16 protein-coding genes and 1 pseudogene are annotated in these 22462 nt (G+C 72.3%); 7 read left to right on the forward strand and 10 right to left on the reverse strand.

The features are described 5' to 3' along the window. Positions 1 to 31: 31 nt before the first annotated feature. Together ACFWW9_RS13365 and ACFWW9_RS13370 are read right to left on the reverse strand one after the other, a co-directional pair. Positions 32 to 1060: an aldo/keto reductase gene (locus ACFWW9_RS13365; RefSeq protein WP_390375794.1), complete on the reverse strand. Its 1029-nt coding sequence runs from the start codon at positions 1058 to 1060 to the stop codon at positions 32 to 34. Positions 1061 to 1163: 103 nt separating this feature from the next. Beyond that, complete coding sequence (locus ACFWW9_RS13370) at positions 1164 to 2237, reverse strand: alkene reductase (protein ID WP_390375797.1); 1074 nt, start codon at positions 2235 to 2237, stop codon at positions 1164 to 1166. Between the two features lie 97 nt (positions 2238 to 2334). Between ACFWW9_RS13370 and ACFWW9_RS13375 the strand changes: the two genes are divergently transcribed. Continuing rightward, positions 2335 to 2694, forward strand: a complete 360-nt coding sequence (locus ACFWW9_RS13375; protein WP_390375800.1) for a MerR family transcriptional regulator — start codon at positions 2335 to 2337, stop codon at positions 2692 to 2694. Here ACFWW9_RS13375 and ACFWW9_RS13380 read toward each other — a convergent pair. Further along, positions 2691 to 3545, reverse strand: a complete 855-nt coding sequence (locus ACFWW9_RS13380; protein WP_390375803.1) for an AraC family transcriptional regulator N-terminal domain-containing protein — start codon at positions 3543 to 3545, stop codon at positions 2691 to 2693. The two genes, ACFWW9_RS13375 and ACFWW9_RS13380, sit on opposite strands and share 4 nt — an antisense overlap. A 98-nt stretch (positions 3546 to 3643) precedes the next feature. On the opposite strand from ACFWW9_RS13380, the gene ACFWW9_RS13385 reads away from it, so the two are divergent. The 3 genes from ACFWW9_RS13385 (at position 3644) to ACFWW9_RS13395 (ending at position 10128) form a co-directional block, all read left to right on the forward strand. Then, positions 3644 to 4198 (forward strand): TetR/AcrR family transcriptional regulator, encoded by a 555-nt coding sequence (locus tag ACFWW9_RS13385; RefSeq protein WP_390375806.1) that lies wholly within the window; start codon positions 3644 to 3646, stop codon positions 4196 to 4198. A 16-nt stretch (positions 4199 to 4214) separates the two neighbouring features. Next, on the forward strand, positions 4215 to 5411 hold the full coding sequence (locus tag ACFWW9_RS13390) for an MFS transporter (protein ID WP_390375809.1): 1197 nt from the start codon (positions 4215 to 4217) through the stop codon (positions 5409 to 5411). A 352-nt stretch (positions 5412 to 5763) separates the two neighbouring features. Then, the gene (locus tag ACFWW9_RS13395) at positions 5764 to 10128 is read left to right on the forward strand and encodes a discoidin domain-containing protein (RefSeq protein WP_390375812.1); all 4365 of its coding nucleotides are present in this window, start codon (positions 5764 to 5766) and stop codon (positions 10126 to 10128) included. Positions 10129 to 10171: 43 nt separating this feature from the next. Here ACFWW9_RS13395 and ACFWW9_RS13400 read toward each other — a convergent pair whose 3' ends face one another. After that, positions 10172 to 10699 (reverse strand): hypothetical protein, encoded by a 528-nt coding sequence (locus ACFWW9_RS13400; RefSeq protein ID WP_390375815.1) that lies wholly within the window; start codon positions 10697 to 10699, stop codon positions 10172 to 10174. Positions 10700 to 10766: 67 nt separating this feature from the next. On the opposite strand from ACFWW9_RS13400, the gene ACFWW9_RS13405 reads away from it, so the two are divergent. Next, a complete protein-coding gene (locus tag ACFWW9_RS13405; protein ID WP_390375818.1) occupies positions 10767 to 14054 on the forward strand; it encodes a hypothetical protein in 3288 nt (1095 codons plus the stop codon). Positions 14055 to 14099: 45 nt separating this feature from the next. Here the strand turns inward: ACFWW9_RS13405 and ACFWW9_RS13410 are convergent, their stop codons facing one another. Together ACFWW9_RS13410 and ACFWW9_RS13415 are read right to left on the reverse strand one after the other, a co-directional pair. Beyond that, complete coding sequence (locus tag ACFWW9_RS13410; RefSeq protein ID WP_390375821.1) at positions 14100 to 15164, reverse strand: glycoside hydrolase family 75 protein; 1065 nt, start codon at positions 15162 to 15164, stop codon at positions 14100 to 14102. A 152-nt stretch (positions 15165 to 15316) separates the two neighbouring features. Continuing rightward, positions 15317 to 18082, reverse strand: coding sequence for a hypothetical protein (locus ACFWW9_RS13415; RefSeq protein ID WP_390375824.1), 2766 nt, complete (start codon positions 18080 to 18082; stop codon positions 15317 to 15319). Between the two features lie 289 nt (positions 18083 to 18371). Between ACFWW9_RS13415 and ACFWW9_RS13420 the strand changes: the two genes are divergently transcribed. Next, positions 18372 to 19892 (forward strand): glycoside hydrolase family 76 protein, encoded by a 1521-nt coding sequence (locus ACFWW9_RS13420; RefSeq protein WP_390375827.1) that lies wholly within the window; start codon positions 18372 to 18374, stop codon positions 19890 to 19892. Here the strand turns inward: ACFWW9_RS13420 and ACFWW9_RS13425 are convergent. The 4 genes and pseudogenes from ACFWW9_RS13425 to ACFWW9_RS13440 form a co-directional block, all read right to left on the reverse strand. After that, the gene (locus ACFWW9_RS13425; RefSeq protein ID WP_390375829.1) at positions 19889 to 20656 is read right to left on the reverse strand and encodes a maleylpyruvate isomerase N-terminal domain-containing protein; all 768 of its coding nucleotides are present in this window, start codon (positions 20654 to 20656) and stop codon (positions 19889 to 19891) included. The genes ACFWW9_RS13420 and ACFWW9_RS13425 overlap by 4 nt on opposite strands. Before the next feature lie 48 nt (positions 20657 to 20704). Continuing rightward, positions 20705 to 21319 carry a GNAT family N-acetyltransferase gene (locus ACFWW9_RS13430; RefSeq protein ID WP_390375980.1) on the reverse strand — a complete coding sequence of 205 codons (615 nt, stop codon included), beginning with the start codon at positions 21317 to 21319 and terminating at the stop codon, positions 20705 to 20707. Next, a complete protein-coding gene (locus tag ACFWW9_RS13435) occupies positions 21241 to 21426 on the reverse strand; it encodes a CGNR zinc finger domain-containing protein (RefSeq protein WP_390375983.1) in 186 nt (61 codons plus the stop codon). The genes ACFWW9_RS13430 and ACFWW9_RS13435 overlap by 79 nt, the downstream gene beginning before the upstream one ends. 7 nt (positions 21427 to 21433) lie before the next feature. Next, a pseudogene (locus ACFWW9_RS13440) lies at positions 21434 to 21766 on the reverse strand (ABATE domain-containing protein); the annotation flags it as partial. Positions 21767 to 21860: 94 nt separating this feature from the next. On the opposite strand from ACFWW9_RS13440, the gene ACFWW9_RS13445 reads away from it, so the two are divergent. After that, complete coding sequence (locus ACFWW9_RS13445) at positions 21861 to 22460, forward strand: sulfite oxidase-like oxidoreductase (RefSeq protein ID WP_390375832.1); 600 nt, start codon at positions 21861 to 21863, stop codon at positions 22458 to 22460. Positions 22461 to 22462: the final 2 nt, after the last annotated feature.

Consider the following 22462-nt stretch of genomic DNA (forward strand, 5'->3'; position numbering starts at 1 on the left):
CCGATTTCCGCTGTCGTGCCAACGGATTTATTCAGGCCGCCGAGCGCTCGCCCACCGGAAGGCGGCGCTGGCCGACCTCCGACAGGGCGGGTGGCACGTACGCCACGTCGTTGGGCCCCGCGTCGGTTCCGGGCGGCGCGATCTCGTCGATCCGGTCGAGGACCTCGTCGTCCAGGGTCACGTCGGCGCCGGCAAGCAGGTCGTCCAGCTGCTCCGCCGTGCGCGGCCCGATGATCGCCGACGTGACGCCGGGGTGGGTGGTCGCGAACGCCATCGCGAGGTGGGTCAGGGACAGGCCCGCCCCGTCCGCGAGCGGGACCAGCCGCTCCACCACGTGGAGCTTGCGCTCGTCGCCGAAGTGCCCCGGCATCCAGCCCGAGCGGTAGGTGTCGGCCTGCCCGCCGGTGCGGAACCGGTCGGTGAGCAGCCCTTGACCCAGCGGGCTCCACACCAGCACGCCCATCCCGTAGCGCTGTGCCACCGGCAGCACGTCGCGTTCGGCGCTCCGGTTGAGGATCGAGTACGGCGGCTGCTCGGTCCGGAACCGTTCGAGGCCCCGCCGTTCGGCGGCCCACTGCGCCTCGACGACCTCCGCGGCCGGGAAGCACGACGAGCCGATCGCCCTGACCTTGCCCGCGCGCACCAGGTCGGACAGGACGGACAGGGTCTCCTCGACGTCCACCGTCGGATCGGGACGGTGGACCTGGTACAGGTCGAGGTGGTCGGTCTTCAAGCGCCGCAACGAGTTCTCGACGGCGGTGGTGATCCAGCGCCGCGAGTTGCCGCGCCGGTTGGGGTCGTCGCCCATCGGGTAGTGCGCCTTGCTCGCGAGCACCACGTCGTCGCGGCGGCTCTGGAGCGCCTTGCCGACGATCTCCTCGGACTCGCCGTCGGAGTACACGTCGGCGGTGTCCACGAAGTTGATCCCGGCGTCCAGCGCCCGGTGGACGATCCGGACGGCGTCGTCGTGGTCGCGGTTGCCCATGGCTCCGAACATCATCGTGCCCAGGCAGTACGAGCTGACCCGGATCCCGGTCCGGCCCAGCGTGCGGTACCTCATGCTGCTCCCTCGGAGGCGATTTTCCCTACCCCTCAAGGGAACCGCGCGGCGGGCGACCGGGCTAGCAGCATCGTGCCGCCCGGTTGCCCGATCCTCTTCGGACTCAGCTCGCGTACTGGTGCGCCGCGTACGTCAGGTACCCCGCGTCGCCGCCCTGGTAGTAGGTCGACTCGTCGACCGGCGCGATCGGGAGCGCGTTGCGCAGCCGCTCGACCAGGTCCGGGTTGGCGATGAACGCGCGGCCGAAGCTGATCAGGTCGGCGCCCAGCCCGAGCCAGTGGTCGGCGTCGTCCCGCCCGGTCTGCTTCGGTCCCATGGGCGGCACCGGGTTCACGACGAGCGTGCCCGGCCACGCCTTCCGCAGGCCGACCAGCACCTCCTCGTCGGTGGTGGCCTCCAGGTGCACGTAAGCCACCTCCAGCCGGGCCAGCTCGGTCAGCAGGGCGGCGTACAGCTCGGGGACGTCGGCGTCCTCGACGCCCCAGATCGTCGCGCCCGGCGAGAGCCGGATGCCGGTCCTGGCCCCGCCGACGGCGTCGACGGTCGCCGCCACGGCTTCCACGGCGAACCGGATCCGGTTGGCCACCGGGCCGCCGTAGCGGTCCGTGCGCAGGTTCGCGTTCGACGACAGGAACTGCGAGATCAGGTAACCGTTGGCGCCGTGCAGTTCCACGCCGTCGAAGCCCGCGTCGACCGCCCGCCGGGCCGCCTCGGCGTACGACAGCGCGTGCTCGGGCACCTCGGCGGTGTCCAGGGCGCGCGGCACCGGAGCGGCCTGCGGTCCGGTCGGGGTGAACACGTCGCCGACGGCGGGCACCGCGGACGGTCCGACCGGCGTCGACCCGGTGGTGTCGGGGTGCGAGACCCGGCCGCCGTGCATGAGCTGGGCGAACACGCGCCCGCCGTTGGCGTGCACGGCCGCGGTCACCGGCCGCCACGAGGCGACCTGCTCGTCGGTGTGCAGCCCCGGCGTGCCCGGATTGGACTGCCCGACCAGGCTGGGCTGCACCCCCTCGGTCACGATCAGCCCGGCCGTCGCCCGCTGGGCGTAGTACGTGGCCATCGACGGCGTCGCCAGACCACCGGCGGCGGCCCGGACCCTGGTCATCGGGGCCATCACCACCCGGTTGGGCAGCACCAGGTCGCCGAGGCGGTGGCGGTCGAAGAGCGTTGTCACGTCAGGACTCCTTCGTGGGGTGGAGCCGCTACGCTAAAACCTCACATCCATGTCAGGGGCAACGTCTTGTGCCTCGGGTCACACGGGAGGAGCGCGGATGCGCATCGGGGACTTGGCGGCGCGCACCGGGGTCAGCATCCGGTCGCTGCGCTACTACGAGGAGCAGGGCCTGCTCTCCAGCACCCGCAGCGAGAGCGGGCAGCGGCACTACACCGACGACGAGGTCGACCGGGTGGCGTTCATCCAGAACCTGTACGCCGCGGGCCTGTCCAGCCGCACCATCGCCGAGGTGCTGCCCTGCGCGGAGTCGCCGAGCGAGGACAACTCCGACGCCGCGCTCGACCGGCTGATGGAGGAGCGCGACCGCCTGTCCCGCCACATCGAGGACCTGGTCCGCACCCGGAACGCGCTCGACGGCCTCGTGGCCGCGAACCGCGCCCACCGCGCGACCCTCTAGCCGACCTCGCCCGCCCGCAGCCGCGCCCCGTCGACGCTGGGCGGGGCGCCGAACCGGCGGCGGTAGTCGCGGCTGAACTGGGACGGGCTGTCGTACCCGACGCGCAGCCCGATCCCGGTGACGTCGTCGGACCGGTCGGCCAGCAGCAGCCGCGCCGCCGACAACCGCAGCTGCGTGCGGAACCCGATCGGCGTCATCGCCGTGACGGCCTGGAAGTTCCGGTGGAACGCGGACACGCTCATCCCCGACAACCGGGCCACGTCCTCGATCCGGAACGGCTCGGCGTAGTTCTCCCGGATCCACCGCACCGCCCGCCGGATGTGCGCGAGACCGTTGTCCGCCAACCCGATCGCCCGCACGAGGTCGCTCTGCTCACCGGTGAGCAGCCGCCAGAGGATCTCCCGCCGGTACAGCGGGGCCAGCGCCTTCCGGTCCCGCGGCCGGTCGAGCAGCCGCAGCAGCCGGACGATCGCGTCGAGCAGGTCGTCCGGCACGGCGCTGACCGCGGTCCGCACGGCGGGCGGCACGTCCCGGACCTCACCCCGCACCACCAGTTCCGCGATCGCCGCGGGCCGCAGCGTCAGGCCGAAGCCGAGCGTGGGCCCTGCGTCGACGAAGTGCCCCGCGACCGGCAGGTCCGCCGACGCGATGAGGTACTGCCCCGTGCCGTAGTCGTGGACGCGGTCGTCCAGCGCGATCCGCTTCTCCCCCTCGACCACGACCGCCAGCACCGCGCCGGACAGCACCGAGGCCCCGGTCCCTCCCCGGCAGATCCGCACGTCCGCGAGGGCGGTGGCGCCGCCGGGACGCCAGTGCCGCTCCAGCAGGTCGCGCAGCTCGTCCAGGCTCATGCCCCCAGTGCACCACCGCCACGCCCGAGGCGGCTCCCCGTCGAGAGGATCGGGCAAGAAGTCGAGATTTCCGGCCATCGTTATGTACGCTCGTACACATGGAGGCCACACCCCGCCGCGCCCGACGGCACGACCCGGACCGCCGGGATCGGCTCATCGAGGCCACCCTGGGCATCATCGCCGACCACGGCGTGGCGGGCGTCTCGCACCGCTCGGTGGCGCGCGCGGCGGACGTCCCCCTGGGGTCGACGACCTACCACTTCACCTCGTTGGACGACCTGCTGGCCGAGGCGTTCACCCGGCACGGCGACTCCATCGCCAGGGTCTTCGAGGAGCGCATGCGCGCCGCGCCCGACCGCGAGGCCGCGATCGACTCGGTGGCCGAGCACATCTCCGCCGACCTCCTGGGCGCGAGCCCCGACCTGGTGCTCAGCGTCGAGCTCTACGTCGCCGCGGCCCGCACGCCCGCGCTCCGCACGGTGACGCAGGCGTGGATGCGCCGCAGCCGCCAAGCGCTGGAACGCCACTTCGACCCCACCACCGCCCGCGAGATCGACGCCCTGATCGAAGGCCTCGTGCTGCACAGCGCGCTGTCGACCGATCCCATGACCCCCGCCCAGATCCGCGCCGCCCTGCACCGCTTCCTGCCCTGACCTCGACGGGACCACCATGACGATCGCGACACCCACAGCCCCGACCCGCGCGGCCCGCGCCGCCGTGGCCGCCCTGTTCCTCACCAACGGCGCGCTCTTCGCGAACGTCGTCCCCCGGTACCCCGAGATCAAGTCGAGCCTGGGCCTGAGCAACACCGTCCTGGGCGCCGCGCTCGCGGGCTTCCCCCTGGGAGCACTGGTCGCGGGTCTGCTCGCCTCGCTCGCGATCCGCCGCTTCCGCTCGTCCAGGGTCGCCGCGTTGGGCATCGTCCTGCTGGCCGCCACCACCCTGCTCATCCCGCTCGCCCCGAACTGGGTGGCGCTGGGCGCGATCCTCTTCGTCGTGGGCGCGCTGGACGCGGTGGTCGACGTGGCCCAGAACGCCCACGGCCTGCGCGTGCAACGCCTCTACGGCCGCTCCATCGTGAACTCGTTCCACGGCGTGTGGAGCATCGGCGCGGTCCTCGGCGGCCTCATGGGCGCGGCGGCGGCCGGGCTGAACATCTCCCTCACCGTCCACTTGGGATTCTCCGCGGCCCTCTTCAGCCTCGTCGCCCTGGTGGCGTACCGCTTCCTGCTGGCGGGCCCGGAGGACGCCGAACGCACCGAGCCCGCCACGACGTCCACGACGAGCCGCCGCACGTTCACCGCGACCGCCGTCAAGATGCTGGCGGCGCTGGGCGTGCTCGCCGCGTGCGGCGCGCTCGTCGAGGACGCGGGCGCGTCGTGGGGCGCCATCTACCTCAGCGGCGACCTGCGCACCAGCGCCGCCACGGCGGGTCTCGCGTTCGTCGCCCTGCAAGGAGCGATGACCATCGGACGCCTCACCGGCGACCGGGCCGTGGACCGCTTCGGCCAACGCACGGTCGTCCGCACCGGCGGCGCGCTGGCCGCCGTCGGCATGGGCCTGGCCTTGGCGGTCCCGACGGTCGGCACCGCGCTGGCGGGCTTCGCCTTGGCGGGCCTGGGAGTCGCCACCCTCGTCCCAGCGGCCATGCACACGGCGGACGAGCTGCCGGGCCTCCCGAACGGCCTGGGCCTCACCGTGGTCAGCTGGCTGCTGCGCGTCGGTTTCCTCCTGTCACCGCCACTGGTCGGCTTCATCGCCGACCTCACCAGCCTCCGGGTAGGGCTCCTCACGGTCGTCCTCGCGGGCGTCACCACCTTCGTCCTCAGCCGCGTCCTGCTGAACCACACCGGCGACCCCGCCTAAGGACTCTCGCGAGCACGAATCCGACCTCCACCGCGGCGGTGACGACGGGCCTGTCGGCCCGGAGTCCCGCCGCGCGGTCGTCTGTGCCTGCCTGACGCACCTACCTCCGACAAAAGCGACGAAGCCGACACGCGGCCTCGTCGATCTTCAGCGCGGCCATCTCGCTCGCAGTCGGATTCTTACGTCAATCAGTCAAGTTATTGCGTTCAGTTCACGCCATGTTGCATCCTGGTCACCGTTCCGTGAACGAGGAGGCCAACGATGGCGTGACCCTCTCCACGACGTCCTCGCGCGACCTCCCCTGCCCGCGCCTCTTCTCCCCCTGCCGTTTCGACAGAGACGAAGTACGCCCATGAATCTGCTCAGCAGGCGGCTGACCAGCGGTTTGCTCGCGGTCGGCCTCATCGCCCTCGGTATGTCCCCTCCCACCGCCCTCGCCGCGGGCGGTCCCAACCTCGCCGCCGGCAAGCCCGTCACGGCCAGCGCGGCCAACGGCAACCAGCCCGCGTCGAACGTCACCGACGGCAACCAGAGCTCCTACTGGGAGGGCCCGAGCAACGCCTTCCCGCAGTGGGTGCAGGTGGACCTCGGGGCCGCCACGCCCGTCGACCAGGTGATCCTCAAGCTCCCCTCGGGCTGGGAGGCGCGCAGCCAGACCTTGAGCGTCCAGGGCAGCGCCAACGGTTCCTCCTTCACCGCCCTGTCGGCGAGCGCCGCCCGCGCCTTCGACCCCGCGACGGCCAACACCGCCTCCATCACGTTCACCGCGGCCACCGTCCGGTACGTCCGCGTGGACGTCACCGCGAACACCGGCTGGCCCGCGGCGCAGCTCTCCGAGGTGCAGGTCCACGGCGCGACCGGCTCGTCGGGCAACCTCGCGCAGGGCAAGACGCTCTCCGCCAGCAGTTCCCAGGCGGGCTACCCCGCGAGCAATGGCAACGACGGCGACCAGAACTCCTACTGGGAGAGCAACAACAACGCGTTCCCGCAGTGGCTCCAAGTGGACCTGGGCGCGGCGGCGAGCGTGAACCGGGTCGTCCTGAAACTGCCCGCGAGCTGGGGTTCACGCACTCAAACCCTGGCCGTGCAGGGCAGTGCGAACGGCAGCTCGTTCACCGACCTGGCGACCTCGGCGCAGTACAACTTCGCGCCCGCCAACGGCAACTCGGTGACCGTGACCTTCACCGCCACCAGCACCCGCTACGTGCGCGTGGCCATCACCGCGAACACCGTCCAGCCCGGCGGCCAGCTCTCCGAGGTCGAGGTCTACGGCCCGACGAGCGGTGACGTGCAGGCCCCGACCGCGCCCGGCTCGCTGGCGTTCACCGAGCCCGCGGCCGGCCAGGTCAAGCTCACCTGGACCGCCTCGACCGACAACGTCGGCGTCACCGGCTACGACGTGTACGCCAACGGCCAGCTCCGCGGCTCGGTGGCGGGCTCGGTCCTCACCTACACCGACACCCAACCGCAGTCCACCACGGTCGAGTACTTCGTCCGGGCGAAGGACGCCGCGGGCAACCAGTCGTCCGACAGCAACCACGTCACCAGGTCCGGCCAGGGCCCGAGCGACCCGACGCCGCCCACCGCCCCCGGCTCCCTCGCCTTCACCGAGCCGGGCTCGGGCCAGATCCGCCTCACCTGGACGGCCTCGACCGACAACGTCGGCGTGACCGGCTACGACGTGTACGTGAACGGCCAGCCCACCAGCGTTCCCGGCACACAGCTCACGTTCACCGACACCCAGCCCGCGTCCGCCACGGTCGAGTACTTCGTCCGCGCCCGCGACGCGGCGGGCAACCAGTCCTCGGACAGCAACCACGTGACCAGGACCGGCCAGAACACCGGCGGCGCGAACCTGGCGCGGGGCAAGGCGATCGAGGCGTCGTCGACGACGTTCACCTTCGTCGCGGCCAACGCCAACGACGACAGCACCAGCACCTACTGGGAGTCCGCGGGCTTCGAGTCCACCCTGACCGTCAAGCTCGGCGCGAACGCCGACCTGTCGTCGGTCGTGCTCAAGCTCAACCCCGACCAGGCGTGGGGCACCCGCAGCCAGACCCTGGAGGTCCTCGGCCGCGAGCAGTCGGGCACGACCTTCGGCTCCATCAAGGCCCTGTCCACCTACGTCTTCAACCCCAGCGCGCAGAACACCGTGACCATCCCGGTCATCGGCCGCGTGGCCGACGTCCGGCTGCGCTTCACCGCCAACACCGGCGCGCCCGGCGCGCAGGTGGCGGAGTTCCAGGTCGTCGGCACCCCCGCGCCGAACCCCGACCTGGTCGTCACCGGCACGACCTGGACCCCGACCTCGCCCAACGAGACCAGCGCGATCTCCCTGTCCGCCACGGTGAAGAACAACGGCACCGCCCCGGCGGCCGCGACCACGGTGGACTTCAGCCTGGCGGGCACGGTCGTCGGCAGCACGCCGGTGGGCGCGCTCGCCGCGGGCGCGTCGGCCACCGTGTCGGCGGCCATCGGCACCCGACCGATGGGCAGCTACACCGTCTCGGCACTGGTCGACCCGACCAACAAGGTCGTCGAGCAGGACGACGCCAACAACCGGTTCACCGCCGCGTCCCCGCTCGTGGTCGCGCAGGCACCCGGACCGGACCTCCAGGTCACCGGCATCACCACCAACCCGTCGAACCCGGCGGTCGGCGCGGCCGTCACGTTCACCGTGGCGGTGAACAACCGCGGCACCACCGCGGTCGCCGCGGGCACGGTCACGCGGGTGACCGTCGGCGGCACGACGTTGAACACCAACGCCGGGGCCATCGCGGCCGGGGCGACCGTGAACGTCGCCATCAGCGGCTCGTGGACCGCCACCAACGGCGGGGCCACGATCACCGCGACGGCCGACGCGACGAACACCGTGGCGGAGACCAACGAGAACAACAACACCGCCACGCAGTCCATCGTGGTCGGACGCGGGGCCGCGGTCCCGTACACCGAGTACGAGGCGGAAGCCGCGCGCTACCAGGGCACCCTCCTGACGGCGGACGCGCTGCGGACGTTCGGGCACACCAACTTCGCGACCGAGTCCTCGGGCCGCCAGTCGGTGCGGCTGAACAGCACCGGCCAGTTCGTCGAGTTCACCTCGACCAACCAGTCCAACTCGATCGTCGTGCGCAACTCCATCCCGGACGCGCCCGGCGGTGGCGGCATCGACGCCACGATCAGCCTGTACATCAACGACACGTTCGCGCAGAAGCTGACGCTGTCGTCGAAGCACAGCTGGCTCTACGGCAACGTCGACGGCCCGGAGGCGCTGACCAACACGCCCCAGGCCGACGCGCGGCGGCTGTTCGACGAGTCGCACGCGCTGCTGTCCGCGAGCTACCCGCCCGGCACCAGGTTCAAGCTCCAGCGCGACGCCAGCGACACGGCGTCGTTCTACATCCTCGACCTGATCGACCTCGAACAGGTCGCCCCGGCCGCGAGCCAGCCCGTGGGCTGCACGTCGATCACGTCCTACGGCGCGGTTCCCAACGACGGGGTGGACGACACGGACGCGATCCAGCGGGCCGTGACGGACGACCAGAACGGCGTCATCAGCTGCGTCTGGATCCCGGCGGGCCAGTGGCGGCAGGAGAAGAAGATCCTCACCGACGACCCGCTGAACCGGGGTCAGTTCAACCAGGTGGGCATCAGCAACGTCACGATCCGCGGCGCGGGCATGTGGCACTCCCAGCTGTACACGCTGACCGAGCCGCAGAACGCGGTCGGCGGCATCAACCACCCGCACGAGGGCAACTTCGGGTTCGACATCGACAAGAACACGCAGATCTCCGACATCGCCATCTTCGGTTCCGGCCGGATCCGCGGCGGTGACGGCAACGCCGAGGGCGGCGTCGGCCTCAACGGCCGGTTCGGCACCGGCACGAAGATCAGCAACGTGTGGATCGAGCACGCCAACGTCGGTGTCTGGGTCGGCCGCGACTACGACAACATCCCCGACCTGTGGGGCCCGGCGGACGGCCTGGAGTTCAGCGGGATGCGCATCCGCGACACCTACGCGGACGGCATCAACTTCTCCAACGGCACCAGGAACTCGAAGGTGTTCAACTCGTCGTTCCGCACCACGGGTGACGACGCGCTGGCGGTGTGGGCCAACAAGTACGTGAAGGACCAGAACGTCGACGTCGGCCACGACAACCACTTCGTCAACAACACCATCCAGCTCCCGTGGCGGGCCACCGGCATCGCGATCTACGGCGGCTACGGCAACTCCATCGAGAACAACCTCGTCCACGACACGATGAACTACCCCGGCATCATGCTGGCGACCGACCACGACCCGCTCCCGTTCTCGGGCACGACGTTGATCGCCAACAACGCCCTGTTCCGCTGCGGCGGCGTGTTCTGGGGCGAGGCGCAGGAGTTCGGCGCGCTCACGCTGTTCGCGGCGAACAAGGACATCACCGGCGTCACCATCCGGGACACCGACATCTCCGACTCCACCTACGACGGCATCCAGTTCAAGACCGGCGGCGGCACCATGCCGGGAGTCGTGATCAGCAACGTGAAGATCGACAAGTCCAACAACGGCTCGGGCGTCCTCGCCATGAGCGGGGCCCGCGGCAGCGCCACGCTGTCGAACGTGACCATCACGAACTCGGCCCAGGGCAACATCCTGGTCGAGCCGGGCTCGGGCTTCACGATCACCGGCGGCACCACGGCGGCGGCCAGGCCCGCGAAGGCGGGTGGTCCCAGGTAGGTGTGACGGGCCGGGCGTCCCACGGGCGCCCGGCCCGCTCGGCCTAGGTCGACGGCTCCAACGGAACCGCGCCCGCCCAGGCCTCCTCGAACTCCTCCCGCCCGATCTCGCACTCGACCCACTTCGGGTCGTAGAGGTCCACGACCGGCGGGTTGAACGCCCAGTCGTCCGGATCGGACCTCACCGCCGTGCCGCCTTCCGGCACCTCCACCTGGCGGAGCCTCCGCCCGTCCGGCCCCACCTCCATCAGGTACACCACGGGAACGTCCTCCTCGTCCCACACGCGCCTCAGGTGCACCACGTCCTTCCCCACCAACGCCCCGAAGCCCGGAAGAGCCCGCATCGCGTCCCGCCGGGCCCGCATGTCGTCCAGTCCGGACGGCATGTCCGGCGAGTCGACGTCCACCTCGTCGATCTCCCACGACCCGGCCCGCTCCACCGCGGCGGGGTCGTCCACGACCTCCACGTCGGCGAAGGTCTCCACCACCTCCGTCGCCGACCGGGCGTGGATCCACCACCACACGCCGCCCATGCCGTAGTCGTGCAGGACGAGGAATCGCGTCTTGGTCACGGCGGGAAAGGCTAGTGATCGGTAAACGGCTGGCGATCAGTGCTCCTCACCAGCAGAATCACCGTCCGTGACCACCACCGCGCGACGACTGCTCCGCTCGCTCGACCCGCTGCCCTTCGGCGCTCGGCAGAAGCTCCTGTCCGAGACCGCCCGGAGTCTCACCGGCACCCCCGAACTCGACGCCCTGCTGGCCGACCTGGCCGTCGGCGACGAGTACGCCAAGCGGATCGCGGTGCAGCTGGCGTACGTGGCGGGCAACCACGAGCACATCACCCGGAGCCTCCAGGCTCCCGAGACCGCCGTCGTCCGCCACGCCCTGGGCGCGGCCATCCGGCTCGGCGTCCCGCCCGAGGTGTTCCTGGACCGCCTCCCCCACCTCCCCACGGCCCTGCGCCGCGCCCTCTACAACGGCGTCCGCCGCCGCAAGGCCACCGCGCTGGCCGACGCCCTCCTCCCCGCCGTGCGCGCCGCCTTCGGCGACCGGGAGGCCGCCGCGGTCCTCGTGGCGTGCTCGACCGAGGCCGTCGCCACCGCGATGCCCGCACTCGCCCACGCGGTCGCCAACTGGGCCGTCATCGGCAAGCGCCACCCCGTCGAGTTCCTCGACCTGGTCGACGCGGAACTCGCCGCGAACTCCCCCGCGTGGTGGCCCAGGATCTGGGACCGGCTGGGCGGTGGCATCGCCGCGACCGCGCTCACCCACCCCGAGCGGGTGCTGGGGCTGCTCGAGCGGATGGTCCCGCACGCGCCCCTCCCGTGGACCCTGGTCTCCGCGCTGGGCGTTCTCGCCCGCCACTCCCCGGACCGCGTGGCAGCGGTGCTGCTCGACCCGCGGCGCACCGGCTACGCGCCGGACCGGCGGTCCCTGTGGCGCGCGTTGACCGACCTCGACGACGCCACCCTGATCGGCGTGACCCGCCTCCTCAACGGCACCGCGCAAACGCGGTTCCTGCACGCCCTCCCGCCGTCCCGCCGCGCCGCGATCTACGACGGCGCTCTCGGCGGCCTGCCGCACGTGTCCCTGTCGGCGTTGGACGAACTGCCCACCGCCGCGCGGGCGGCCGAGGCGCGCAGGCTGTTGTCGTTGCGCGCCAACACCGACGAGCCCTCCCGCCAGCTGGCGGTGACGGCGAGGCTCTCCTGGGACGAGGCCGCGCCGATCCTGCGCGAGGCCACCAGGCGCTCCACCGCGGAGGAGCGGAGCGAGGCCTACCCGCTGTACATCAGCGCCGCCGCGCGGAGCCGGGACCCGGAGGCGTTCGCCGCGATGCTCGGCACCCTCACGAGGCTGCCCAACGAGCAGGACCCGGTGCGGGCCACCGCGTTGACCGCGCTCGCCGCGGTCCCGGCCTGGCTGTTCCGCCCGCAGGAGGGCGACCTCCTCCTCACCCTCATGGTCGACGCCGCTCAGGCCCGCGACTGCTCGTGGAGCACGCAGTCCGCGGTGAACACCCTGGCGGGCGCGCTGATCCGTGAAGGCGTGGTGTCCCAGAGGCCCGCGCTGGTGGACCTGGGCCTGTCCGGGATGGAGAAGCTGGGTCAGCACGTGCCGTGGGTCCCGCTGCACGGCTTGGACCGGGCGCTGCCGCGCGGCGCGGAGCACCGGGTGTTCGACGCCCTGCACGGCCGTCTCTCCACCGACGCCGCGAAGGGGAGGTTCCGGCTGCTGCTCTCCCTCGCGTCCGGGCTGGGGCGGCGGGCGTGGGACATGGCCCCGCTCCAGGACCTCCTGGACCGGGCGCGGTCGGCGAAGGACGACGCCGTGGTGGGGCAGGCGGTCGCGCTGTGGCTCCGGCCGCCCGCCACGCGCAACGACCGCGTGGAGCGGGTGTTCCGCGGCGACCGGTCGACGATCACGCTGCCGCCGGTGCGCAACGCCATCGCGTTCCGGCGCACCGACCTGCTCGACGACGTGCTCGGCAAGCCGCTGCACGGCCGTTTCCTCAAGCGGGACGTGCGGTACTCACCCCAGTTCGAGGGGTGCTTCGACCGGTGGCTGCCCCGCCAGGTCAAGGCGTACGCGGCCGAACTGACCGGCGTCGCGACCGATCGCCGGTCCACGGTGTTCGAGCGCGCCCACGCCGTGCGCACCCTCGGCCGGGTGCCCGGCACGGTCGACGTCGTCCGCCGCTTCACCACCGATCCCGAGGTGCAGGTGGCGGAGGCGGCGCTGGGCGCGCTGGCGTGGTCCGACGAGCCGGGCGACGCGCTGGAGGACCTGCTGGCCCACGTGGACACCGACCGCGCTCGGGTAGCCGTGTACGCGGCGACCCGGTGCGCCCGGTTCACCGCGCCGGACCGGCTCGGCGACCTGCTGGGCAGGCTGCTGCACGGCCGCAAGGTGACCGCGCGCAAGGAGGCGATCCGGCTGCTGGCCGAGCACCGCGTGCCGGGCGCGGCGGCGCTGCTGGCGTCCGCGTGGGACGGGCCGCTGAGCCACCGGGACGTGCGGCGCGCGCTGGTGTCGGCGGCCGAGTGGTTCCTCGACGACGAGGCCGCGTGGGACCTGCTCGCCAAGGCGGTGTCCGACGAGCGGGCGGTGGCGAGGGCCGTGCTCGACCTGTCGCCGTTCACGGTCGCGCCGCACCACCGGCCCCGCTACGCCGCGCTGGTCCGCTCGGTCGTCGCGGCGCACCAGGACCCGACGGTGCTGCGGGCCTCGACGCTGCCGCTGTGGACGCGGTGGGACCCGGCGCTCACGACCCTGCTGGTGGACCTCGTGGCCGACCTCGACACCACGGCAACGTGGTCGCCCGCCCTGCACGCGCTGCTCGACGTGTGCGCCGTGGCCGACGACGGGGAGCCGCTGCGCGTCGCCGCGGCCCGGCTGCTGGCGGCCGGGGACGGTCCGGACGCGGAGGCCGACCGCGACCTGCCCGCCCGGCAGCGGATCGGGGCGCTGGCGCGGACCGTGGCCCAGCAGCGGCACTCGGCGGCGCTGCGGACGGCGGCGGGGCAGCTCGCGACCGACCTGGCGGACGCTCCGGAGCACCGCGGGTCGGCGCTCGTGCTGGCGGTCGCCGCGATCACCTGGGACGGCGACGCCCTGACCGGGCTGCGCGAGGTGGCCCGGCTCGCCGACCGGCCCGTGCTCGCCGAGAGCGCCGCGGCCGAGGTGTCGGGGTGGCTGCACGACGTGGTCCGACGGGTGTCGAGGGACCGCGTCCGCGAGATCGCCGAAGCGCTGGCGGACGGGGGTGCCGCGGAGGCGCGGCTCGCCGTGGCCATCGCGTCGGCCGCCGGGGAGGACACGGGCTGGCCGGAGCACTGGCGGTCATTGCTGCGCGCGCTGCGCCGCCACGGCGACCCGGACGTGCGGACGGCGGCGCTGGACACCGTCACGACGAGGGAGTAGCCGACCGCCCTGGTCGTCCACTGTGGACGACCAGGGCCGGACGGGCTAGTTGTTGTTGATGAACTGACGGGCCAGGGTCTGGCCGGTCGTGGTCGCCTTGCCGTGGTCCTCGATCGGGGAGATCGTGGAGTTCTTGAACACGATGTAGGTGACACCGGACTCGGTGCCGCCGTTGCTCGGGTCGGGGTTGATGCCGAGACTGCCGGCGGTCGCGTAGGACGCCTCGCCGATGATCTCGGTCGGCCCGGTGTCACCGACCACGGCGTAGGTCACCTGGTTGTTGTAGATCACCGCGACCACACCGCCGCCCGCGATGCCGAAGTTGCGGTAGTCCCACGTGGAGCTCGGGCTGGGCACCACGACGTAGGGCAGGGTCGCGGCGTTGAGCGGCTGGCCGTTCGACTGGTGGAAAGCGGTGTCCGGGTAGAAGCAGCAGTCGGTCTGCTCGTTGCACTGGGTCGTCCGCAGGCCGTCGCAGTCGATGTCCATGTCGGCCTTCCAGAACACGGCGCCGTTCTTGCCGCACACCGGGATCGACCGCGCGGTCTCCTGGTCGGTCCGGTAGGTGCCGTTGGAGATCTGGCTGCACGAGGTGACCTTCGCGAGGAGTTCCGCCGCGGTCGGGGCACCGCCACCCCCGCCGCCGTTGTCCGTGACCGTCACCGAGTCCACGTTCGGGCCGCCGTTGGCCGTCGTCGCCGTGGCGCGCACGGTGTGCGTGCCCGCCGTGAGCGTCGCGGACACGGACGCGGTGGTCCACGTCTCCCACGCCCCGCTGCCGCCGAACGACGGCGTCCCGGCCGTGACGCCGTCGACCGCGATCGTCATCGGCCTCGCCACCGTCGTCCCGTTGGCGTACCGCAGCGCGAACGACGTGCTGCCCGCCGCGCCGACCGTGACGGTCCACTGCACGTACGAGCCGACCTCGTTGTCGTAGTTGACGAAACCGGTCCCGGTGTAGCCCGCGTGGTTGGACTCCACGACACCGTGGAAGACCGTCCCGCCCTCCCCCTGGTAGACCGTGGTGGCCGCGTCGGCGACCCCGGTCTGCACCAGCATCGGCGCTACCAGAGCGGCGATCGCCAAGGCGGCGACCCGGATTCTGCGCATGTCGGCTCCCGAAAAGTTAGGAAACTTTACTGCCTATTCCGGGAAGCTAGGACCGGCGCGGACACCCGTCAACAGCACGCGGGAGTTCCGGTCCAAACCACTTTTGTGGGCGCGGTCACATGCGCACAAACCTCGCGAACGGGGCGAAAACCCTACTGCGGCGGCGCGTCGACCTGGTTCGGGTTCGGGCACTCCGGCGACTTCGGGACCATGAACACGCACTCCGGCACGGCCTTGCGGTCACCGATGTCGGCGACCCGCAGGATCGAGATCGGCCGGGAGCGCCCGTCGCGGTCGGCGCTGAAGTCGATCAAGCCCGACACGCCGTCGTAGCACTTGCCGCTGTCGATCTTCTTGCCCTGCGGGCAGGGCAGCTCGCGCATCTCCTGGACGATCGCCGCGCGGTTCGGCGCGAGGCCGCTCGCGTCGCGCCGGTCGCGGCCCGTCTGGTTCACCGCGACCGCGCGGACGAACAACCCGGCGCCGTCGAAGGAGATCCCGACGCGCTCCCCCACCCACGGGGCCGAGTTCTCCCGCAGCGCGGCGCCGAAGTCGCGCCACGCCGGGCCGTCGTCGGCGTTCCCGCTCGTCAACCTCCGCAGGATCCGGCACAGGACCGTGACCTCGCCCGGTCCGTCCTGGTAGCAGGTCTCGTTGCCCGTGACGACGACGCTGCCGAGGGACACGTACGACACCGCCTGGCGGGCGTAGGTCTCCTTCTGCCGGTTGGAACCCTGCGCGACGAAGCGGCTGACGGCGTCGTCACCCAGGACGACGGGCCGGGTGTCGAGCGTGCACTCCACGACGCGGTCGAGAAAACCGCCGAACTCCGACTCCCGACCCGCGAAGAACGCGATCCGGTTCGGCTCGCACGTGGGCCGCACACCGCTCACCTGGCCCTCCTCCCACGTGACGACGTCGGCGCTGTCCCCCATCTCCTTGACCAGCGAGGCCAGGTAGCTGTCCTGCGCGAGGTCCTCGGGCCGGTAGAGGGTGATCTTGCGACCGGCGGCGAACGCCTTCACCATCTCGATCTGCTTCTTGTTGCCCGCCACCAGCTGGAAGTACATCGGCGACCGAGCGGTCAACCCCTCGCCGGTCAGCGCGTTCGCGACCACCGGGATCCCCAGGTCGCCCAGCGCGCCGATGGCGCTCTCGGTCGCCTCGACCGTCCGGCCCATGCCGAGCACGCCCATGGCGGTCGGATCGTCCGCGAAGAGCGGCGCGAGGAAGTCGTCCGCGACCCGGCGGGCGCTGTCCATGCGGTAGCCGCCGTTGGCCACGACCACCCGCAGCAGCGGCTCCGACTGCTCGCTCTTGATGTTCACGAGGTGCTGCTGCGCCAGGATGCCGGTCAGCTCCTCGGCGACGGAGTCCGCGGTGCCCACCCAGCCCGCGGGCGTGGTGAACTCGGAGAAGTAGACGACCGTCACGACCGGACGACTGGGCTTCTCCTCGTGCAGGTCCTCGGCGTCGGCGTTGGACTCGAACACCGCCAGCTGGGCCTTCCGCAGGCGGTCGTCGTCGCCGAACACCTGCGCCGCGCTGTCGCTGTACCCGACGCACTCCTCCTTGCCGCCGTAGCCCGCCATCCACGCCGTGGCCACCCCGGACCGCGGCGAGGGCAGGCAGTCGTTCTTCCACCTCGGCGCCGCCCACACACCGCCCACCAGGCCCGCGGCGATCGCGAGGGCCGCCACGACCGAGACGATGAAGGACCGCCGGGCGAGCACGGCGACCGGGCGGGGTCGGATGTCACCGCAGGTCCTCCACGCCGCCTCGTCCTCGTCGGTGGGCACGGGCCCGGTCGCCGCGCCGGGCAGGCCCACGGTGATGAACCGGGCGTCGCCGCGCAACGACTGCCTGCGCGCGGGCAGGTTCTGGTACCAGTCGTCCACCTCGGCCACGAGGCGGTTCACCGGTGGCAGGGTCTCCTTCACGGTCAGCCAGTCGGGCACTTCCGCCGCGGTCGCGACGAACAGCACCGGGTCGTGCTCGGTGGACTCGTTGCGCACGTCGTTGACGAGCCGGAGCAGTTCCCAGCCGCCGTTCTCCTCGGTGATCCCCTCCAGCAGCACCACCGTGTACGCGGTGCGCCGCCAACGCCGCAGCCGCCACGTGCCCGAGCCGTACGCCGCCCGCAGGTCTTGCAGGAACGCGTGCACGAGGAGCTTCTTGATCTGTTCCAGGTTCTCCTCCGCGCGCCTGCCGACGGTCAGGCGTTCGGCGAACCCGGTGAAGCTCGTGGAGTGGCCGGGGACCATGAACGGCTGGCGCATGAGCCACCGGGGCTCCCGGCCGAGGACCGGCACGCCGTGCGACCACAGCCAGAACCGCAGCGGGCGGTGCCACGCGACACCCAGGAGCAGGGCGAGCTTCAGCCAGGTCGACTGCGTGGCCACGGTGTCCGCGACCGCCGCGTCCGTCCCGGTCGCGGGCCGGTCCGCGCGACCGTGCCACAACCGCAGCATGTCGGTGACGTCGACGCGCTCGTCGCGGTTCTCCCCCGGCGTCAGCCGCCTGCCGGTCAACCAGTCCGCGAGCCGGTAGTGGCGGAACCGGGTCAGCCCGCGGTAGCCGAAGCGGTTGGCCGCCAGCCGGTGTCGCAGCTCGTCCACCAGGGGCAGCAGCGGCCCGGCCACCCGGTCGGTGCCCTCCCAGCGGGTCGCGACCCGCTCCGCGGCCAGGTCGGCGTCGACCAGCGCGAGGGGAACCTTGACCTCCGACGCCTCGCACAGCCGTGCGCCGAGGTCGGTCAGGACGGTGTTGGACTCCGTGCCCCGGACCAGGCGCAGGAGCGGGAGCGGTCGGTCGCCGTCCTCCACGCCGGGCACGGGCTTCGAGCGGTGCGGGCGGTCGCACAACTCCTTGATCTGGGACAGCAGCGCGCTCACACCGCGGAACACGGACTCGGACAACCGACCTCACCCATCCACTCGACACGCCGTTCGCGGCGTGCTCACACCTGCCTTCGAACCGACCCGTGTGCCGTGGCCCGGCTGGGGCGCACACCGGCGGGGAGGTCTTCGGCGCGACCGTGCCACCGGGGAGGGGCCGTCGACAACGCAACTTGGCGGACTGTCCAGGTCCTGACCAGGATCCAGTACACGATCGGGTATTGACCCGTCGCTCGAAGCAACCCTAGCCTCGGAGTGAGAGCGCTCTCACTTCGCCGTCGGACCGCCCACCCCTGCTCCGGGAGGTCTCGTGCCGAACATCGTCGTCCTGCTCGCCCTCGTCCTGTCCCTGACGGTCGGGACCCCGCCCGCGCAGGCCGTCCCCGAGGACTGCGGCGCCTACTGCGACACCCGCGACCCCGCGCTGCCGCCGAGCGCCCAGCGGTCCGCCACCCGCCCCGCCGCCGTGCCCGGCCCGAGGGCGGACGCCGTCGTCTGCAACCGGTACTGCGACGCCCGCGACCCCGCGCTCTCCCCCTCCGACCGCCTGGCCCAGACCGTCACCGTCGGAAGCAGGCAGGTCTCGCTGCACTTCGACGACACCGACGCGATGGGCTGGGCCCGTGTTTCCCCTGCCGCGTCAGGAGATGCCGTCTGGCTCGACCGGTCGTTCGACGCGGGCGTGAGCTGGGGGTCGGGGTCCCGGCTGGGCGACACCAGAGCTCCCGCCGGTGTCGGCGACTGGCGGACGCTGATGTTCAACGTGGACGACTGGAACGGCCTCGGCGTCGGGCTGCTGCGCGCGTGCGGGCAGCCCGCCGGGTCGACCGCCATCGCGTGCACCAGCTGGTACCGCACGACGTGGAACGCGGGGAACCGCCGCACCGCCGCCGCGACCGCGTTGATGGAGCGCTACGACCTCGGCACCGGCCTGTTCGCCACGACGGGCTGGTGGAACTCCGCCAACGCCCTCACCGCGATCGTCGACAACGCCCGGCTGACCGGGATGGGCAGCTACCGGTATGCCATAGCGCGCACCTACGACCTCAACCTGTCCGCCTGGGACGGCCAGTTCGTCAACGCCTACAACGACGACACGGCGTGGTGGGGCTTGGCGTGGCTGGGCGCGTACGACCTGACCGGCGAGAGCCGCTACCTGGCCACGGCCCGCGTGGACGCCGACCACATGGCGCAGTTCTGGGACTCCGTGTGCGGCGGCGGGGTCTGGTGGAGTTCGAGCCGGACGTACAAGAACGCCATCACCAACGCGCTCTACGTCCAGCTGAACGCGGCCCTGCACAACCGGATCCCCGGCGACACCACCTACCTGCAACGCGCCCGCGCGGGCTGGGCGTGGTTCCAGGGCAGCGGGATGATCAACGGCGCCAACCTGGTCAACGACGGCATCGACACCGCGACGTGCGCCAACAACGGCCGCACGCCGTGGAGCTACAACCAGGGCGTGCCGCTGGCCGCGCTCACCGAACTGCACCGCGCCACCGGTGACGCGAGCCTGCTGACCAAGGCCCGCGCGCTGGCCGGGGCCTCCACGACCAACACGACCCTGAACCCCGGCGGCATCCTGTTCGACAACGGCGGCGGCGGGGACGTGCCGTCGTTCAAGGGCGTCTACGCCCGCGGCCTGGCCGCGCTGAACCGCGCGCTGCCCGACCACCCGTACACCGCGTACCTCCAGCGGCAGGCGGACTCCGCCTACACGCGGGACCGGTCGAGCAGCGACTCCTACGACCAGCCGTGGGCGGGCCCGTTCCAGCGCAGCGACGGGGCCCGCCAGCACAGCGCGGTCGACCTGATGAACGCGGCGGGTTAGGCGGGCTCCCACTCGGCGATCCCGACGACGACGCTCTCGTCGCCGCTGACCTTCAGCGTGTCCAGCGGGAGCCGCCCGTAGAACACCAGGATCAGGTCGCTGGCCGTCGACTCGACGGTGGCGTCGGCCCGCTCCTCGGCGGGCCCGGTGAGGCGTTCGGTCCACGCGCCCTTCTCGGACAGCCACAAGCGCCAGGTACGGCCCTCGGCGACGACGTAGTCGAGGGTCGCGGGCGCGTGCGGCCACGCGATCGGCGTCGCGACGCAGGTGAACTGGAACTCCTCGACGCCGTCGACCGCCACCTCCTCCGGCAGCGGCTCCGGGGCGCCCACGGTGACCTGGGCGTCGTAGGTGTGCACCGCGAACTCCTGCACCTGGTGCCGGGCGACCGCGCCGCTCGTCGCGGGCGACTGCGAGTCGCCCCAGCCGACCCAGCAGCCGCGGTCCGGACCGGCCTCCCGCAGCGCGTCCAGCAGCGCCCGCGTCGAGTCGGCCATCCACGCCAGCAGCGCCTCGCGCTCCCTCGGCACGGCGGGCGCGTCCACCGGGACGGCCTTGCCCGTGGCGCCGGGCCCCGCCGCGACGGTGGCGGCCCAGACGCGCCGCCCCTCGCCCAGGTGCCGCACCAAGTCGAACAGCGTCCACTCCGGACACGTCGGCACCGGCAGGTCGAGGCTGCTCGCCGAGGCGACGGCGGCGAGGAACGCGGCCGACCGGTCGTCGATCAGCCGGAGCAGGTCGGGGAACTCCAAGGTCTCTTGCACGGGGGCTGTCTACCACCAGATCCCGTTGGCACGACAGCGATTATCCGGTCAGGGGGCGGGCCGGTCGATCCGGTAGACGACGTGGGCGCGGTCGTCGACCGGGTTGTCCGGTTCCAGCTCGCCCTCGGCGACGCGGGTGAACCCGGCTTTCTCCAGCGCCCGCCACGAGTTCCGGTTCGCCGCGTTCACCGGCACGACGACCGCGGGGGCGGCCGGGTAGTCCGCCCACGTCGCCGCGACGACGGCGGCGATGATCCGCGGGCCGAGGCCGTGGCCGCAGCGCGCGAGGTCGCCGACGAGGTAGTCGACGCTCACCGCCTCCGGGCTCACGGGCAGGACCGGGGCCAGTTCGGCGAGGTACTCGGGGTAGTCGCCGTACCGGCTGCGCTGCACCAGGCCGACCGGCGTGCCGTCCTCGAGGACGAGCAGGTCCTCCGACGGCTCCTCGCCCCTGGCGACCGGGCCGAAGTCGCGGTCGACGGCCTCCGGGGACGTCTCGTGGTTCCACCACCGGTGGACGTGCGGTTGGAGCAACCACGTGCGCAGCAACGGGAAGTCGGCTTCGACGAGCCTGCGCCAGGTGATCACGGGGACACCTCCGAACGCCGCTTGCGGCGGTAGTAGCGGGCTTGGCGGTCGCGGTGGCCGCAACCGGGGTTGCACCAGCGCCTGCGCGGGTGGTCGCGGACGAAGAACAGCGAGCAGCCGGGCGCGCTGCAGCGCCGCAGCGCGCCCGGCCCGGCCAGGAGGGCGAAAGGGGCGCAGAGGATCCCGGCCGAGCACCGCCGCGCCGCCGGTCGCCGTGTCGACGTGCCGGACGGCGGGGCCGTCGGCGGACCAGCGCAGCTCCGGCCGGGTCGGCGTGGCGAAGGCGTTGACGACGGCGACGTCCGCGGGCACCGGCGTGGTGCCCTCGACGGCCGCGGCGAACAGCCGGTGCACGGCGTCGCGCAGCTTGCGCGCCCGGACCGCGTCCACGGCGGGTTGCCCGACCTGCGCGAACCACTGGTCGACCTGCTCGCGGGTGCGCAGGAAGTCCTCCCGGCCGCCGTAGAGCGTGTTGGCCAGTTCCACCGCGAGCGGCTCGGTGCCGAGGATCGGGAACTCCACGACGCTGACGTTAACAAGGTGTGCCAACCGTCAGCCACCGAGTTTTCCGGGCGTCCATCGGCGACACTGTGCGGCACGGACGAGAGGAGCAGCCGTGGCGATCGTTTCCCGCGGTTTCCGCGGCAGGGCGCGGAACGAGGACGTGACCCTGCCGCCGGGCCAGTACCTGACCGAGGACTTCCCGGTGCTGTCGGCCGGCCCGACACCGCGGGTGACCACGGACCGGTGGGAGTTCACCGTCACCACCGAGGTCGGCGCGAAGCACACGTGGAAGTGGCAGGACCTGCTGGAACTGCCCCACGAGAAGCCCAGGGTCGACCTGCACTGCGTCACCAAGTGGTCGAAGCTCGACACGCGGTGGCAGGGCGTGTCGCTGGACGTGCTGCTGGAGGACGTGGAGACGGCGGCCGACTACGCGCTCGTGCACGCCTACGGCGGGTACACCACGAACCTGCCGCTGGAGGACCTGCTCGACGGGCAGGCGTGGATCGTCCACCGCTACGACGGCGAGGACCTCACGCCCGAGCACGGCGGCCCGGCGCGGCTGCTCGTGCCGCACCTGTACCTGTGGAAGTCGGCGAAGTGGGTGCGCGGCATCCAGCTGCTGCTGGAGGACGAGCCGGGCTTCTGGGAGACCGCCGGCTACCACGACTACGGCGACCCGTGGCGCGAGCAGCGCTACCAGGGCGACTAGGC

It is taken from the genome of Umezawaea sp. NPDC059074 (genome assembly GCF_042738955.1).
Classification (GTDB): Bacteria; Actinomycetota; Actinomycetes; order Mycobacteriales; family Pseudonocardiaceae; genus Umezawaea.

Coding starts and splice junctions, on each gene's coding strand:
- ACFWW9_RS13365 (WP_390375794.1), bottom strand. CDS start 1,060: ATGAGGTACCGCACGCTGGGCCGGACCGGGATCCGGGTCAGCTCGTAC.
- ACFWW9_RS13375 (WP_390375800.1), top strand. CDS start 2,335: ATGCGCATCGGGGACTTGGCGGCGCGCACCGGGGTCAGCATCCGGTCG.
- ACFWW9_RS13380 (WP_390375803.1), bottom strand. CDS start 3,545: ATGAGCCTGGACGAGCTGCGCGACCTGCTGGAGCGGCACTGGCGTCCC.
- ACFWW9_RS13385 (WP_390375806.1), top strand. CDS start 3,644: ATGGAGGCCACACCCCGCCGCGCCCGACGGCACGACCCGGACCGCCGG.
- ACFWW9_RS13390 (WP_390375809.1), top strand. CDS start 4,215: ATGACGATCGCGACACCCACAGCCCCGACCCGCGCGGCCCGCGCCGCC.
- ACFWW9_RS13395 (WP_390375812.1), top strand. CDS start 5,764: ATGAATCTGCTCAGCAGGCGGCTGACCAGCGGTTTGCTCGCGGTCGGC.
- ACFWW9_RS13410 (WP_390375821.1), bottom strand. CDS start 15,164: ATGCGCAGAATCCGGGTCGCCGCCTTGGCGATCGCCGCTCTGGTAGCG.